The sequence below is a fragment of the Acinetobacter sp. TY1 genome (assembly GCF_048551395.1).
GTDB lineage: Bacteria > Pseudomonadota > Gammaproteobacteria > Pseudomonadales > Moraxellaceae > Acinetobacter.
Genome location: NZ_JBLYZK010000006.1, coordinates 119634 through 135657, shown reverse-complemented (window position 1 = coordinate 135657; position 16024 = coordinate 119634). Strand labels below are relative to the sequence as shown.

Here is a 16024-nt window from a genome sequence, read left to right as displayed (position 1 = left end):
ATTTTATTATCTTTTCTTACTTTAATAGTAAAAATTCACAGATAGTCATAATTTGATGATAAATTATACTAAAGTAATATTTCTTGAAATTAAGATGCTATTGATGAATGTAAAAAAGGATATAGTGGAATAAAAAATCATTCTTATACATTTTAAATAATTATAAATATTGGCTATAAGCAGGCGGTCTATAATGAAATTACTAGAAAAAATCAAAGAATATTTGAACGGTAGCGCACTGTTGAATTGGGATAGTTTGAGCAAAAGTAATTTTGTCATGATTCTTGGCGCATTGACCTATATCATTTGGATTATTTGGTATTTATTTGTTTTTAGTGTTCCCGAATTAAAATATTGGATGGATGAAAGCCTATTCACTTCTCATATAATTGTATCAGTTATTATCATTTTTTTATTTTTACTCTGGGCATTTATTGGCATAAAGTGGAAAGATAATATTTGGATTCAGACGTATTTTCCCTATTTTTGTATTATGTTTTTTGGTGTGACGCTAATTTATGGCGGATTTAATGTTGGTATTATTAGTCCAGCAACGATCGGAAGCTATATTAGTTTAATTTCGGTTGGTATTGTCTTATTTGAACGTAAAATTATTTATAGTACAGCCATTCCTGTGACTATTTTTTTACTGGGTAGTATTGTATTGAGTGCAATGGGAAAAATACCCTATGCACCTTTATTTAGCAATGAATTGAATAGTAGTACGCTCTCTGAAAATCCATTTTGGATTTATAGTATGTTGTTCCTGTATGTGCCAATTTTTTTTATTTCTATTGTACTTTTTGAAATACTATTGACCCAGTGGCGTAATCGTGAAAAACAAATTCAAATTATGAGTCAGCTTGATCCTTTAACAGGTATTTTCAATCGTCGCTTTATTAGCCAAAGTTTAGGGAAAATTCATCAGAAAAATGGTGATTATTCCTTAGTTGTGCTTGATCTTGATTTCTTTAAAAATATTAATGATAGCTATGGGCATGATGTTGGAGATCGTGTACTCCGTGATGTTGCGCAGGTTCTTAGTTTGAGTTTGCGTGGTAATGATCTTGTTGGACGTTTTGGCGGTGAAGAATTTGTTTTACTACTTAGTGATAAACAACAGATCCATGCAATGGAAATCGCAGAAAGATGTCGTGAAAAAATTGAACAATTGAATGTGGAATATGCTGAAAATCAAGCGATTAAAATCACTGCAAGTTTTGGTGTTGCAACATGGAAACCAGGTTTAACACGTGAAGTTGTTTTACGTCAGGCAGATCAGGCATTGTATTTAGCAAAAAAAAATGGGCGCAATCAGGTCAGAAGCTATTTAGAAATTACGGCTTAATACAATCATTAAATATTAATTTCTCACAAAATAAGGTGTTGCAGACAGTGTGATGCCGATTGCGAGTACTGCCCAAAGATTGTCTATAAAATATGGAAAAATCATTAAAATAATCCCACAGATAAAAGGCACATTTTTACGTTGCTTACGCCCATAGAGAAAATAGCCAAATCCGATAGAGCTGAACAGCACATTCAGCAGTAATGTTGTTGTATCCATAACGTATGATAATTTTTAAAATAGTGTTTAAGTTTAATCGAAAGTGCTGAAAAAGAACTTAAATTTAATACGTATAAAAGACAGATTTTTAAACATTCTGTTTTAAAATAGTCGCAAAATAATCAAATTGAGTACGCCATGCAGACTGTTTTACCTGTTGCCCAACGTGGTGAAGCTATTTTAACCTTAATTGCAGCACCAATTTCAGAAAGTGAATTTGGTAGTGCATGGTTAAATACACTTGCTGATGCCATGCAAGATACGATGCTTGAGCATAATGGTGTTGGCATTGCTGCACCGCAAGTTTATATCTCTAAACGTGTGATTATTGTGGCTTCTCGTCCGAATCCACGCTATCCCGATGCACCTGAAATGGATGCAGTTGTGATGGTGAACCCTGAAATTTTAGCTTTTTCTAGTGAAATTGTACCGGGTGAGGAAGGGTGTTTAAGTGTACCTAATGAACGTGGACAAGTTCGGCGTGCAGAGAAGATCACTATTCGTTATCGCGCATTAAATGGGGAAGCCATTGAAACTGAGTTTTCAGGTTTTCCTGCCCGTATTGTGCAACATGAAGTGGATCACTTAAATGGCGTATTGTTTGTCGATAGAGTTTAAAAATATTATATTGTTGTAAAAATAGCCCGATTCAAACAAGTATTTGTATTATTTTCCCTGATCATTTTTGAAGATAGGTATAATGGGAATAATTGTAAAATATGATGAGAATCTGTATGAAACTTGAATTTCAACAAGGCAAAATTAAGCAATACAATGCCGATAAAGGCTTCGGTTTTATTGGTGGTATAGAAGAGGATATTTTTTTTCATATTTCTGATTTTCCACTTGCCGATGGCGAACCGAAACGTAATGAACGCGTGAAATTTGTTGTTATAGATAATGAAGGTAAGCCGAGAGCTGTGAAAATTGAGCGTGTTGAAGATAATTCAGCAAGAGCTAAAAAGACTAAAATTGTAGACAATAATAAATCAATTACTTCGTCTTTATTATCAAATTTTAGAAAGTAATTGTTTTTAAATCATTAGATTTCCTCCCTTTTTAAGCTGAGAAGTTTTTTTTGATTAAAGGGAGGAGTAGTCTTTTTAGATAATGAATAAAAATGAAACCTTATAATAAAAACTTAAAACAAGCCTCTCGAGATCTTAGAAACAACATGACTGATGCTGAAAAGCTTTTATGGTCAAGGCTTCGTAATAAGCAAATTTTAGGATTACAGTTCTATCGGCGGAAACCGCTTTTAAATTTCATTGTGGATTTTTACTGTCCTTCTACAAATTTGGTGGTTGAGTGCGATGGGAGTCAGCATTATACAAATGAAGGCTTAGAAGCTGATCGGATTCGTGATCACGCATTAGAACATTTGGGTTTAAAAGTACTGAGGTTTGATAATCGGCAGGTTTTGGGAGAGATTGATGGGGTGGTGGAAGCCATTTATCATTACTGTCTTAAAGAGTCTCCCTAAGTCCCCCTTTTCAAAGGGGGGGCTTTTCGCGAATTTGATGATGGTATTAGATTCGCTGTGTTCCTCCCTTTTTTAAAGGGAGGTTAGGAGGGATTATTTAAATATTGCATCGCCAAAAATATTATAGTCATGCATCATAGCCTCAAAAGATTTTGAATCGGCAGTTTTGTCGAGATTACCTAAAGCTGCTTTCTCAACTTTATCTTGTTGCTCATTAGACATACTACTCCGTTTTTTTTGAATTTCTAATGCTTTACTTTTCATATATCCAAGCAGGTATTCAGGCATTACTAGACTTGCTGGTTTACATATGCCTTGTTTTAAGGAAACTCGACTTGCCCTCATTTTTGATGAAAAATTGGAATTAACAATTCCTAAGATGAGAAAGGTGGGAAGTTTAGTGAATATGTAGATGTTGTTATCTCCTTGTAAGACATCCACACCAATACTTCTAAGAAAATATCTATTTATGTTACTTGGTAAGTTTAATGATTTTGGAGGAATATTTATTTCAGATAAAGGAAAGATATGTTGTTCATATTGATATAAATTATCTTGTTTACCTAAAAGAAAATTTCTTAAGTTAAGTTCAGCACGATTGATCTGATCTATGAAATAAGCACTCTCATTTTCAAAGTCAGAATTCTTATTTTTTATGTAGATTAATGTTCTCCATGAAAGGGATGTACAGAATTTTGCTAACCAATCTTTATATTCAATAACATAATTTTTTTGATCCAGAAAAGGTATAAACATTTTTTCAGAAAACTGTTTTTCCCAACCTGAAAAAAGAAGCTCACAATCATTGCATAAGAGATAGTCCTTGAGACTATCTTGTTGCCTTTTATTGATGTTATCTATGTTTCGAAGATAACCTGTAGCACTAGTTCTTTTGAGCCATTTACCAACAAATTTGGGGATGAAATGGCTTTCTTTTAATTTTTTTGATTCATGACAAAGTGAGCATATATTATTCATTTTAGTAAGTCTGTATTTTTGAAGATATGAAATAATATCGTCTAACTTTTATTATTATTCAATCCCTCCCAACCTCCCTTTAAAAAGGGAGGGGCTGTCACGTAATTTATTTAATCACATGACATTCCCCTCTTTTTCAAAGAGGGGCTAGGGGAGATTTTAAAAACTCAAGAAACCGAATCATCCAAATTCGGCGCTAACCAACGCTTCGCTTCATCCAAAGTCCAATTCTTACGCTTCGCATAATCTTCAAGCTGATCGCCTGCGATTTTACCCACGTTAAAATATTCAGACTGTGGGTTTGCATAGTAGAAACCACTCACAGAAGAAGGTGGCCACATTGCAAAACTAGAAGTCAACTCAGTACCAATTTTTGCAGTTGAATCTAACCAACTAAACAAAGTCGCTTTTTCAGAATGTTCTGGGCAAGCAGGATAACCTGGTGCAGGACGAATCCCGACATATTTCTCTTTAATCAACTCTTCATTCGATAAGTTTTCAGTAGCTTGATAACCCCAGAACTCTTTACGGATACGCTCATGTAAATGCTCAGCAAATGCTTCAGCAAAACGGTCACCTAAAGATTGTGCAAGAATCGCAGAGTAGTCATCGCCCTTGGCTTTATACTCATGTGCCATTTCTTCTGCACCGAAAATCGATACAGTGAAACCGCCCAAGAAATCTTCCGCTTGGTTTTTAGTCGCTACAAAATCAGCCAATGATAAGTTTGGTTTGCCAGTCACTTTGTCCGATTGCTGGCGGATATGATGGAAGGTATGCGTCGTTGCACCTGATTCATCATAGACTTCAACAGAGTCAGGCGCAGAACGATTGGCAGGGTAAATGCTAAACACTGCGCGAGCATCAAAGCGTTTATTTTCAATAATGTCTTTCAACATCTCTTGCGCTTGGTTATACAAATCAGTCGCAGCTTCACCGACCACTTCATCCGTTAGAATTGCAGGGAATTTACCCGCCAAACTCCAAGAAATAAAGAACGGAGTCCAATCAAAATACTCCACTAAAGTTTCAAGTGGGTAGTTGGTCAATGTATGCGAACCGATAAAGTTAGGAATCGCAGGTTTATTGGTAGCAAAGTCAATTTTTAAACCATTTTCAATCGATTCAGCATAAGACAATTTTGCTGCTTTCGGCTGTTTATTGGCAATACGTTCACGCACTTTTTCATATTCAGCACGAGTTTCTTCAACTAACTTTGGCTTCATTTCTTTAGAAAGTAATGTTGTCGCAATACCAACCGCACGAGAAGCATCTGCCACATAAATTACAGCATCATTTGAATATTGTGGATCAATTTTCACAGCGGTATGTGCTTTAGAAGTGGTTGCACCGCCAATCATGAGGGGTATATGGAAACCTTTACGTTGCATTTCTTTGGCAACAAAGACCATTTCATCGAGTGATGGTGTGATTAAACCTGACAAACCGATGATGTCACATTTTTCATCAATCGCCGTTTGTAAAATTTTCTCAGCAGGCACCATTACACCAAGGTCAACGATGTCATAACCGTTACAGCCAAGTACAACACCCACGATATTTTTACCAATATCATGCACATCGCCTTTCACTGTCGCCATCAAGATACGCCCTTTAGATTGTGCACCTGATTTTTCAGCTTCAATGTACGGGTTCAACCAAGCTACCGCTTGCTTCATCACACGTGCAGATTTCACCACTTGTGGTAGGAACATTTTACCTGAACCAAACAAGTCACCGACCACATTCATGCCGTCCATGAGTGGGCCTTCAATCACATCAAGCGGACGAACTGATTTTAGACGTGCTTCTTCAGTATCTTCATCAATATAGGTGGTGATACCTTTGACTAGCGCGTGTTCAAGGCGTTTTTCGACAGGAAGTTCACGCCATTCCAAGTTTTCGACTTGTTTTTGTGCGACACCTTGACCACGATATTTTTCTGCAACTTCAAGCAATTTTTCGGTGGCATCATGTTGGCTTTCACCTTGATTCTGATTCAGAATCACATCTTCAACGGCAGCTTTGAGTTCAGGATCAATATCATCATAAATCGCCATTTGACCTGCGTTGACAATACCCATCGTCATGCCTTGTTGAATGGCATGGTAAAGGAACACAGAGTGAATCGCTTCACGTACAGGCTCATTACCACGGAATGAGAACGATACGTTAGACACACCGCCTGAAATCATTGCATGTGGAAGATTTTGTTTAATCCAGCCTGTTGCTTCAATAAAATCAACAGCATAGTTGTTATGTTCTTCAATCCCTGTTGCCACTGCAAATACGTTTGGATCGAAAATAATATCTTCAGCAGGAAAACCAACTTCATTGACCAATACATCATAAGAACGCTTACAAATTTCACGTTTACGTGCAGCAGTATCCGCCTGACCAGTTTCATCAAATGCCATGACAATAATTGCAGCACCGTACTGACGGCACAAACGTGCTTTTGCAACAAACTCGTCATAACCTTCTTTTAAGGAAATCGAGTTTACAACTGCTTTACCTTGTACGCATTTCAAGCCTGCTTCAATGATTTCCCATTTAGATGAGTCAATCATGATTGGCACTTTGGAAATTTCAGGTTCAGAGGCGATCAAATTCAGAAAATGCACCATCGCACCTTGTGAATCGAGCATGCCTTCATCCATGTTGATGTCAATAATTTGCGCACCTGCAACCACTTGTTGCAAGGCAACATCGAGTGCTTCGGCAAAATTTTCTTCACGAATCAAACGGAGGAATTTTTTAGAACCTGTCACGTTAGTACGTTCACCGACATTCACAAACAAAGAATCGTCAGTAATGTTAAACGGCTCTAAACCACTTAAACGACAAGCAGGCTTGGTTTCAGGCACTTGGCGTGGCTTGATGTCTTTTACGGCATTGTAAATGGCACGAATATGGTCAGGGGTTGTACCACAACAACCGCCTGTAATATTGATCAGACCGCTTTCAGCAAATTCTTTTAAGAATGCAGCTGTTTCTTCAGGAGTTTCATCATAACCACCAAAAGCGTTTGGTAAACCTGCATTTGGATGTGCTGAAACAAAAGTATCGGCAACGTCAGAAATCGTTTTGACATGCGGACGCATTGCATCTGCACCTAAGGCACAGTTAAAACCAATCGACAATAAATCGCCATGACGTACTGAGTTCCAGAACGCTTCCGCAGTTTGACCTGTCAGTGTACGACCTGATGCATCGGTAATCGTACCCGAAATCATCAAAGGCAATTCACGACCTAATTGATTAAAAACTTCTTTAACGGCAAAAATTGCCGCTTTACAGTTCAGTGTATCGAATACTGTTTCAATAAGTAGAATGTCCGCACCACCTTCAATGAGGGCGTGTGCAGCCTCAATATAGTTTTCTTTTAATTCATCAAAGGTAATGTTACGAAACGCAGGATCATTCACATTCGGTGAAATTGAACAAGTACGTGACGTAGGACCGAGTACACCTGCAACAAAACGTGGTTTGTCAGGCGTTGAATATTTTTCACAAGCTGCTTTAGCAATACGTGCAGCTTCAAAGTTAATCTCATGGACAAATTCTTCCATGTGATAGTCAGACATTGAAACTTTTGTACCATTGAATGAGTTGGTTTCAATGATGTCTGCACCTGCATCGAGGTAAGCCTCATGAATGCCTTGAATAATTTGCGGTTGAGTCAGTACTAAAAGGTCATTGTTACCTTTCAAGTCAGATGCCCAATCGGCAAAACGCTCACCACGGTAATCGGCTTCCTCTAATTTATGGCGTTGGATCATGGTTCCCATTGCACCATCAATGATTAGGATACGTTGGGTCAGAAGCTCTTTTAAGGTGGTCAATGTTGACATTCAAAACTCTCAGCAGGTTTTTTAAACGTGCAATATATTAGCAGATAGTCTATATGATTACTGCAAAAGCGAATCTCAAGGCTAATTTATTGATGGAAATCTGTGATTTGATACATGAGCTTTGTTGATATACACAAAAAAATCAATTTTTGATTAAAATCAGTACATAAAGCAGTTTTAAAGATAAAAAAATAATGGATATGTAAATATTTTAGTTTGTCTAAGATCGTGAGTGTTTTTTCATCAATTTGTCATAAATTTCTTGGATGATGTGATGGTGAAATAACGGAAAAGACATTTTTCTTTAAATATTACAAATTTTATTTAAGGATTAGAAATGCTTAAACAGCGGTTTTTTTAATGTTTTATATTGACTAAGTTTATGTTTTTTATTTTTATTTTTATTTTTAGGTGAGTGGGTGTGTTAAGTGAAGCGCTTATATTTTTGAAATATGAGCGTTATATAAGTCATGTTTGTCATATAATTGTCATAATTAAATTGAACAATAAGGGGATTTTATTATCCTCTTTTACGTCTGCATGAATTCAAATTTACCTCCCGTTTCTGATTCGGCACAAACGTCAACAGCACAAAAGTCGACGAATGTTCATGTGCCAACACCAAAATTTTTTATGCCGGTGTTTTTGACGATTATTATTGCGACGCTTATTTATATTGCAATTCAGGTCAATACTGACCTGAGTCATGTACCTGCGCTGAGCATGTACTCTGTTATTTTATTGGCAACAGCACTTTTCATTGCACTCGGTTTTGAGTTTGTAAATGGTTTCCATGATACAGCCAACGCTGTAGCAACGGTGATTTATACTAACGCCTTACCTGCACCTGTTGCAGTGATGTGGGCAGGTTTCTGTAACTTCTTGGGAGTTATGGTTGCAAGTGGTGCTGTCGCTTACGGGATTATTGCTTTACTACCTGTTGAATTGATTATGAATGTCGGTTCAGGTGCAGGTTTTGCGATGGTTTTTGCCATGCTCATAGCAGCGATCCTGTGGAACTTAGGGACTTGGTTCTTAGGGATTCCAGCATCAAGCTCACATACTTTAATCGGTTCGATTTTAGGTGTAGGCATCATGAACTGGATTTTACATTCGGGGAGTGGCGCTTCAGGCGTTGATATGGATCAAGTTGCAAAAGTGGGTAAAGCATTGCTGTTTTCTCCTCTTATTGGTTTTGCATTTGCAGCAGTTGTTTTCTTATTGGTTAAGAAAATATTTAAGAAACAAGTTGAATTGTTCCAGCCACCCGAAGGTAATAAGCCACCACCACCTTTGATCCGCGCCATTCTTATCTTTACCTGTACGGGGGTAAGTTTTGCACATGGCTCAAATGATGGTCAAAAAGGTATGGGCTTAATCATGTTGATTTTGATTGGTTGTGTACCTTTGGCATATTCTTTAAATAAAAGTTTAGACCAAACACATTTACAATCATTTTCACAATTATCAAGTCAGACCGCGTCAGCAATCTATGTACAACATGATGATATTTCGGATGCGCAAGCACGTGATACGATTACTAAATACGTTCAAACTAAAGAATTAACACCGCAAGTTATACCTGCATTGGCAAGTTTAACGGATCACTTGGGTGAACGTGTCAGCAAGTTTGGTAGTTTGAACAATTTACCTGAAGCGGAAGTTTCTGCTTTACGTAATGATATGTACTTGAGCTCGACTGCATTTAAACGTTTGGAAAAAGCTGAGCAATTGCCAAAAATGGATGCAACACAAACCAAAGTAGTGAAAGACTACCGTAAAAATTTAGATTCATTTTTACAGTACATTCCAACTTGGGTAAAAGTTGCGGTGGCATTGGCATTGGGTCTAGGCACAATGGTTGGTTGGAAGCGTATTGTGGTGACTGTAGGTGAGCGTATTGGTAAACATCACATGACTTATGGTCAGGGCATGTCTGCTGAATTGGTTGCAATGACGACAATTGCAGCAGCAGATGGTTTTGGCTTACCAGTATCGACCACACACGTTTTAAACTCGGCTGTTGCAGGTACCATGGTTGCCAATAAATCTGGTTTAAACTTTGCGACAGTGAAAACTATTCTTTCAGCTTGGATTTTCACATTACCTGCAACAATCTGTTTATCAGGTGGATTGTTTTGGTTATTCTTACAATTTGTCTAATCTGAAATAATTAAATAAGAAATTTAAAAATGCTGCCAAAAGGCAGCATTTTTTTAGCAAATAGAACATGCTCAAACTTATGATTTTTTCACTTTAGACCATACTTTATCTAATGGTAGCTTATTGGCAGCAAAACCATAAATAGCAGCAAAGGGCAGTGCAGTACGTGCAAGATAAGCCACACGCCATAAGCCCCCATGATTTGCACCGTCCATCATCAGTTGAAGTGGATGTTCAAGATCATTTTCAGGATGTGATAATGCTTTAGGGTTGCGTAAGTCGTGAATCCATAACGCAGCCATAATGGCATTGGTCGTTTCAGGATCAAAAGCTTCAACATCAAATAAACGTGCGCCATGGAATGCTGCTTTCAGCAGTGGATTTTTGGTCACTGAATAAGTCGTTGTCGATGGTGCAATATTGATACATACCTTTTGACCTTGATGACGAGCTAAAGTTGCACGCCATTGTTGTAGTCGTTTTGCTAAGGCGTAGTTTGGACCTTGTTCTACGACCATACAGTCTGCGACACCATAAGCTTGTCCATTATCGGAAGAAATCAACGTTTTTTGATGATTTTGGAAAAAATGTTTGAGTGAGATGGTTGAAATGCCTTTACTAAAGAGTTTTTCAAAACTTGAACGTCGCTTAAATTTCTCACCCGAAGCTTCAATCACTTCTTTAGGCACAGCATAAATGTCTGTTGGTGTACACATATACATGAGTGATGAGTCAGGCTTTTGCTGACTGACATAGCTCATAATACTGTCCATTGCCATAGAAACACGAACGTGTTTTTCACCATCTAGGTATGCAATTGCAGCAAGGTTTAGTTTATGTGGATTCTGCGCTAACCAATGTCCAATTTCAGGAATTTGGGTCAGTAAATTTACCCCTAACTTTTGTGTCAGTTCATTTTGTGATGTATTTGCTGAAATATCTTCTAAGCTTGGCGCATGAAGTGTGGCATTGCCATTTTCAATAATCTTGAGGATTTTTGTCCATACTCGTTCATTGGGTAAATCTACGGCAATAATATTGGCTTTCCATTTTGCAAGCCAACTCAGAGGTCCTGCTTCCGATGCAGCACCAAACAGAACCATGGTTTTTTCAGATAAGTCGAACCATTCAGGATGAGCAATCACTTTACGTAAAGCATCGGCATGACTTTCTTCAACAATACCCGCATCTTGCCAAAATGTTATTTGATCAAGTAAAGCCTGACCTTGTAGTTTTTGTCCACGATAGGGTACATACCATTCGGGTTTTGCAGTACTTTTACCTTGAATTGTCACGGTATACAGTTTTTGAATGTCAGCGACATCCATAACATCTTTCAATAAATACTTTTTTCCATCACGATAAAAATCAAAACTATGCTGTGCTTTGTGTAAGCCTTGGGTAGCAATGTGAATGGGATTTTGAGTTGAGCGAATACCATGTTCAACCAGTGCTTTAAAATAATGGGGGTAATTTTTTCGCCAATTTTTATCTACTAATACGGCTTGAGCATTGGCATGATCGACCAAAGACAGTGCTTCGGAAAGAATGGATTGACCTGTTTTGGAACTGCTCGATTTGCCTGTATGTGGGTCAAGTGGAAAGTGTAATCCATCTAATATTTTGGACATGCGAAAAACCCCAGTTTTTTTTAAATTAATATACAGATGTATACATTATCTATGCCAAGTTTACTTTTTGGGTGGCATTAACTACCAAAATTGATAGAAAACGTAAGGGGAAAATGAATGCCTTTTACATCTAAAAGATTCTATTGAGTGTTATTTGATTGAAAGATTTTTTAAAACTTGTGTGAAAAATAAATAAAAACATCAATTCCGACAAATTTAGTTGATTTTTTATTAATTGCCCCCAACTTCAGTTAAAATAGCAACTTCAGCTTGAGGAAAAAGTTATGTCGACTGAAAACAGCAACACTGCAGTTGCAGAAGAAATTCCAAATTTATTGATTACACCAACTGCACAAGAATATCTGAAAGATTTGCTTGAAAAGCAAAATACACCGGGTATCGCAGTTCGTATTTTTGTTGAACATGCAGGAACTCCACGTGCTGAATGTTGCATGGCGTATAGTGCTCCTGATGAAGTTGTCCCTACAGACTATAAACAAGAATATGCAGAGTTTGGTGCTTATATTGATAGCCCATCTATTCCATATTTATTAGATGCGGTTATTGATTACAACAAAGACCGTTTTGGTGGGCAGTTGACATTCCGTGCACCAAATTCAAAAGTCCCACGTGTCGGTCCTGATGCATCAATGGAAGAGCGTATTACTTATGTATTACAGTCTGAAATTAACCCAGGCTTAGAAGGTCATGGTGGTAACTGTGCATTGGTTGAAGTACAAGATGATGCAGAGCATGGTTTAACAGCGGTATTAAAATTTGGTGGTGGTTGCCAAGGGTGTTCATCTATTGACTTAACCTTGAAACAAGGTGTTGAGACAACGTTGAAACAGCATATTCCAGAATTGATGAGAGTTGTCGACCAGACAGATCATACTCAAACTGATGGTGCGTATTTCAAATAAATTGATTTAAAATTCAGTTTTAAAACCTCCAATTATGGAGGTTTTTTTATGCTTAACAGTTTTGTAAGGATGAGTTTTCTCATATTTTTGATATAGAAAAATATGTTTATTTATGAGAATAAAATTTAATTATTACAGTAATTTATATAATAAATAAAATTAAATTTATGAATGCAAATAGTAGTAATTATCATTAAATATTGCATTTAGTGGTGTCTTTGTTACACTATGTCACGAAATCTTCCATATTTATTCATAACTTAGATTCTTTGGGGTATCTTGCATGACAAAACGTGTTATCCAATCCGTGTTATCAATTTCAGTTGTAGCACTGATGATAAGTGCTGCTCATGCGGTAGAATCAAAAGAAAATTCAAGTGAAAATGTGTCATCAGAACCCAAAAGTAAACTTGAAACGATTGTCATTACAGCATCAGGATACGAGCAAGATATCTCGAAAGCACCCGCATCTATGACAGTGATTAGTCGCGAAGAATTAGACAAACGAGAGTACTCAGACATTACAGATGTACTTCGAAATACACCAGGAGTTGTTGTTTCAGGCTCAGGTTCGGCTCAAAGTATTAGTATTCGAGGGATGAGCTCGAATTACACATTATTCTTGATTGATGGCAAGCGACAGTATTCAAAAGATGTGAATCCAAATGGCGACGATAATGGATTCGAAAAAAATATTTTACCGCCAATGGCCGCTATTGAACGTATTGAGATTATCCGTGGTCCTGCATCAACGCTATATGGCAGTGAGGCTATGGGTGGTGTAATTAACATCATTACGAAAAAGGTATCAGATGAATGGTCGGGTACGGCCGAGCTTGGTACAGTTATTCAGGATAAGGGTGATGCAGGTGATCTAAAAAATGCATCTGTATATATTGCAGGACCATTAATTCCAAATAAACTTGGTCTACAACTTGGTGTAAGCAAACAAGAACGTGAAGAAGATAGTTTTGTTGGTGGCTTTAGAGGAAATGAGAGAGAAAGCTTAAATTCACGCTTAACTTATATGCTCAATGATCAGCATGATTTACAGTTTGATGCGAATTTTACTACGCAAGATGCAAAATCAACAGTGGGTAAAACGGTAGAAGCGGTTGCAAATGCCACGGATTCAAATTCACGTAACTATCGTAGTGTTTATGCATTAACGCATAATGGTCGTTATAGTGATCAATTGGATAGCGCAACGTATTTGCAATATGAAAACTCTAAAAATCCAGACCGTGCCAATACAACCCTTGATACGAAAGGGATTGAGCTTGAAACATGGACGTTTAATAATCAATGGAATTGGTTGCTAAATAAACATAAACTGTCATTTGGTGCTTATTATAAAGATGAAGTATTGAATGATAAAGCAACAAACCGTAACCCGAATATTCCAGAATTTAGTGAATTATCCCGTTGGTCGGTCGCAGGCTTTCTTGAAGATACTTGGAGTGTAACTGATCAGTTTAATTTAACTGGTGGTTTGCGCTATGACCATGATGAGAATTATGGTGGTAATTTATCGCCGCGTTTATACGGTGTTTATAGCTTTACAGATCAATTCAGTATGAAAGGTGGTGTATCTACAGGATATAAACAACCCGATATTCGAGCAGCAACAGAAGGTTTTTATAGTGTGACAGGTGGAGGAGGTTCTCCAACATCTACAGGTCGAGGTATTATCCGTGCCAATCCTGATTTAGATCCTGAAACTAGCGTTTCTTCAGAGCTTGGGTTTAATTGGAAAAATGATTATGTAAATGCTTCTTTAACAGGCTATATCACTCAGTTTAAAGATAAAATAACTGAAGTACGGACTTGTGAAACAGACACAGATGGGACGAACACGAACCGTAATAATGTCGCTGCTTGGAAATGTGCTGAAGGTGCAACGCCATTTTATTTCATCAGTGATCGTATTAACGTAGATGATGCTGAACTACAAGGTATTGAAGCTACGGTTGAAACTGATTTAAACGAATATACAACATTATCGGCAAATTATACGTATACAAATACGGAAATTAAATCAGGTGAATTTAAGGGGCAACCTTTGAATGAAATGCCTAAGCATATGTTTAATATTACTGTAGATTATAATATTTCAGATGCATTAAACGTTTGGAGTCGCTTACATTATCGTAGTGAAACATCTTCTTATTTAAGTCGTACTTCAATGTCTGAACCGAATCCAGGGTATGAATTCCTCGATATTGGCTTTAATTATCAGTTTACACCACATTTGAAAGGGAAGTTCGGTGTATATAATCTGTTAGATGAAACCGCTGAAAACTCAGATGGTGATCGTTTATTGGATGGACGACGTTATGGTGTAAGTTTTATGGCTAAATTTTAATAGATTTCTTGGTATATCAGATTTAGAAAAAGGCGCTTTAAGCGCCTTTTTCTATTCCTAAAATCTTAAGCGTTTCATTTGAATAATAAAACTTTTCCAAATGCACACGAGCACGTTGTCTTAAGTGCTGAGAAGAAATAAGTTTTTGAATAATGGGGTTTAATAATTGGCAGAGTTCATTTTGAATGAGCGTTTCATCAATGTTAAGATCACGTAATAATAAGTCAAAACTATGTTCTTGATTACGCACATACCAAGCATATACGCCATCGTGCACTTGCTGTTTAAGATAGTCAGTTTGGCGAAGGTGATCCCAAATTTCATGACCCAAAGTAACCGTTTTCGGTAGGTCATTCACTTCAATATAGCTACGAATCACTGAGACGGGCACTTTTTTAATTTTGTGCCAAAGGTTCGCTTGTAAGTGATAAAGCTTTTCATCGTCAAACTGATGATTTAAAACTTGCTCACTCAGTTGGCTAATTTTAATGATATTTTTTTGCAAATAATGCTTAACCGTATCATCCAAGTTGGAATCTGTGACCGACTCCAGAACCGATTTCCCCATTTTCATAAAACGACCAACACCAGGCACTTTTTTATTCATGACTGAATTATCAATATAATCTTGAATCGAATGATGAATCAGTTGCGTTAACATGCTTGAAAACGAAGGATTATTTACAACTCGTTTAATGAGCGCTTTACGATGCCCACTTTTACTTGCGACATAGAGTGCAAGTTTATCAATGGTGGCAACTGGAATAATATCTTCAATAGTTGCCGTGTCATTTATAGGATGAATCAATGCAAAACGAATATGTTCCGCGATCTGTTCAATTAGAAAATCACTTGCAGGGGTATCGAGTATTTGCTTTTGAATGAGTTGATGAATTTGTTCAAAACTCCACACATCTTGTAAAGTTTGTTTTCTAAACCACTGATGAAACTGTAAAAATTCATTTTCAATCTGATCTGCTTGAGCAAACTCATGATCTAGAAAATTCAGTTGTGCTTCAATGAGTTGTTCAGTCAGTGGGTGAGACATATTTCATCCTTG

At 37.1% G+C, this 16024-nt stretch carries 12 protein-coding genes; 7 read left to right on the top strand and 5 right to left on the bottom strand.

Annotation, left to right across the window (positions count from 1 at the left end; translation table 11 throughout):
- Nucleotides 1-193 precede the first annotated feature (193 nt).
- Nucleotides 194-1348 carry a GGDEF domain-containing protein gene (locus ACK2M2_RS05975; RefSeq protein ID WP_419346604.1) on the top strand — a complete coding sequence of 385 codons (1155 nt, stop codon included), beginning with the start codon at nucleotides 194-196 and terminating at the stop codon, nucleotides 1346-1348.
- Between the two features lie 15 nt (nucleotides 1349-1363).
- Here ACK2M2_RS05975 and ACK2M2_RS05970 read toward each other — a convergent pair whose 3' ends face one another.
- A complete protein-coding gene (locus ACK2M2_RS05970) occupies nucleotides 1364-1567 on the bottom strand; it encodes an amino acid transport protein (RefSeq protein WP_409511323.1) in 204 nt (67 codons plus the stop codon).
- Between the two features lie 138 nt (nucleotides 1568-1705).
- Here ACK2M2_RS05970 and def point away from each other — a divergent pair, with 138 nt between their 5' ends.
- The 3 genes from def to ACK2M2_RS05955 all read left to right on the top strand — a co-directional run bounded on the left by def (nucleotide 1706) and on the right by ACK2M2_RS05955 (nucleotide 3050).
- A complete protein-coding gene (def, locus tag ACK2M2_RS05965; protein WP_419346600.1) occupies nucleotides 1706-2185 on the top strand; it encodes a peptide deformylase in 480 nt (159 codons plus the stop codon).
- A 116-nt stretch (nucleotides 2186-2301) separates the two neighbouring features.
- Nucleotides 2302-2595 carry a cold shock domain-containing protein gene (locus tag ACK2M2_RS05960; protein ID WP_409511321.1) on the top strand — a complete coding sequence of 98 codons (294 nt, stop codon included), beginning with the start codon at nucleotides 2302-2304 and terminating at the stop codon, nucleotides 2593-2595.
- Nucleotides 2596-2687: 92 nt separating this feature from the next.
- Nucleotides 2688-3050 carry an endonuclease domain-containing protein gene (locus ACK2M2_RS05955; protein ID WP_419346596.1) on the top strand — a complete coding sequence of 121 codons (363 nt, stop codon included), beginning with the start codon at nucleotides 2688-2690 and terminating at the stop codon, nucleotides 3048-3050.
- 93 nt (nucleotides 3051-3143) lie between these two features.
- Here the strand turns inward: ACK2M2_RS05955 and ACK2M2_RS05950 are convergent, their stop codons facing one another.
- Both ACK2M2_RS05950 and metH read right to left on the bottom strand, forming a co-directional pair.
- Nucleotides 3144-4028, bottom strand: coding sequence for a hypothetical protein (locus tag ACK2M2_RS05950; protein ID WP_419346593.1), 885 nt, complete (start codon nucleotides 4026-4028; stop codon nucleotides 3144-3146).
- A 167-nt stretch (nucleotides 4029-4195) separates the two neighbouring features.
- Entirely contained in the window at nucleotides 4196-7882 is a 3687-nt protein-coding gene (gene metH / locus ACK2M2_RS05945; protein WP_419346590.1) for a methionine synthase, read from the bottom strand.
- A 540-nt stretch (nucleotides 7883-8422) separates the two neighbouring features.
- Between metH and ACK2M2_RS05940 the strand changes: the two genes are divergently transcribed.
- The gene (locus ACK2M2_RS05940) at nucleotides 8423-10045 is read left to right on the top strand and encodes an inorganic phosphate transporter (RefSeq protein WP_419346587.1); all 1623 of its coding nucleotides are present in this window, start codon (nucleotides 8423-8425) and stop codon (nucleotides 10043-10045) included.
- Nucleotides 10046-10122: 77 nt separating this feature from the next.
- On the opposite strand, the gene ACK2M2_RS05935 is transcribed toward ACK2M2_RS05940, so the two are convergent.
- A complete protein-coding gene (locus ACK2M2_RS05935) occupies nucleotides 10123-11676 on the bottom strand; it encodes a hypothetical protein (protein ID WP_409511316.1) in 1554 nt (517 codons plus the stop codon).
- Between the two features lie 284 nt (nucleotides 11677-11960).
- Between ACK2M2_RS05935 and nfuA the strand changes: the two genes are divergently transcribed.
- Complete coding sequence (gene nfuA / locus ACK2M2_RS05930) at nucleotides 11961-12599, top strand: Fe-S biogenesis protein NfuA (protein WP_409511315.1); 639 nt, start codon at nucleotides 11961-11963, stop codon at nucleotides 12597-12599.
- A gap of 283 nt (nucleotides 12600-12882) precedes the next feature.
- Nucleotides 12883-14964 (top strand): TonB-dependent receptor domain-containing protein, encoded by a 2082-nt coding sequence (locus ACK2M2_RS05925; RefSeq protein WP_419346583.1) that lies wholly within the window; start codon nucleotides 12883-12885, stop codon nucleotides 14962-14964.
- A gap of 37 nt (nucleotides 14965-15001) precedes the next feature.
- Here the strand turns inward: ACK2M2_RS05925 and ACK2M2_RS05920 are convergent, their stop codons facing one another.
- Nucleotides 15002-16012, bottom strand: a complete 1011-nt coding sequence (locus ACK2M2_RS05920) for a hypothetical protein (RefSeq protein ID WP_419346580.1) — start codon at nucleotides 16010-16012, stop codon at nucleotides 15002-15004.
- Between the last annotated feature and the right edge of the window lie 12 nt (nucleotides 16013-16024).

Bases quoted from the DNA above. Each gene is read 5' to 3' on its own strand.
- ACK2M2_RS05975 (WP_419346604.1), top strand. From the start codon at position 194: ATGAAATTACTAGAAAAAATCAAAGAATATTTGAACGGTAGCGCACTG.
- ACK2M2_RS05970 (WP_409511323.1), bottom strand. From the start codon at position 1,567: ATGGATACAACAACATTACTGCTGAATGTGCTGTTCAGCTCTATCGGA.
- def (WP_419346600.1), top strand. From the start codon at position 1,706: ATGCAGACTGTTTTACCTGTTGCCCAACGTGGTGAAGCTATTTTAACC.
- ACK2M2_RS05960 (WP_409511321.1), top strand. From the start codon at position 2,302: ATGAAACTTGAATTTCAACAAGGCAAAATTAAGCAATACAATGCCGAT.
- ACK2M2_RS05955 (WP_419346596.1), top strand. From the start codon at position 2,688: ATGAAACCTTATAATAAAAACTTAAAACAAGCCTCTCGAGATCTTAGA.
- ACK2M2_RS05950 (WP_419346593.1), bottom strand. From the start codon at position 4,028: ATGAATAATATATGCTCACTTTGTCATGAATCAAAAAAATTAAAAGAA.
- metH (WP_419346590.1), bottom strand. From the start codon at position 7,882: ATGTCAACATTGACCACCTTAAAAGAGCTTCTGACCCAACGTATCCTA.
- ACK2M2_RS05940 (WP_419346587.1), top strand. From the start codon at position 8,423: ATGAATTCAAATTTACCTCCCGTTTCTGATTCGGCACAAACGTCAACA.
- ACK2M2_RS05935 (WP_409511316.1), bottom strand. From the start codon at position 11,676: ATGTCCAAAATATTAGATGGATTACACTTTCCACTTGACCCACATACA.
- nfuA (WP_409511315.1), top strand. From the start codon at position 11,961: ATGTCGACTGAAAACAGCAACACTGCAGTTGCAGAAGAAATTCCAAAT.
- ACK2M2_RS05925 (WP_419346583.1), top strand. From the start codon at position 12,883: ATGACAAAACGTGTTATCCAATCCGTGTTATCAATTTCAGTTGTAGCA.
- ACK2M2_RS05920 (WP_419346580.1), bottom strand. From the start codon at position 16,012: ATGTCTCACCCACTGACTGAACAACTCATTGAAGCACAACTGAATTTT.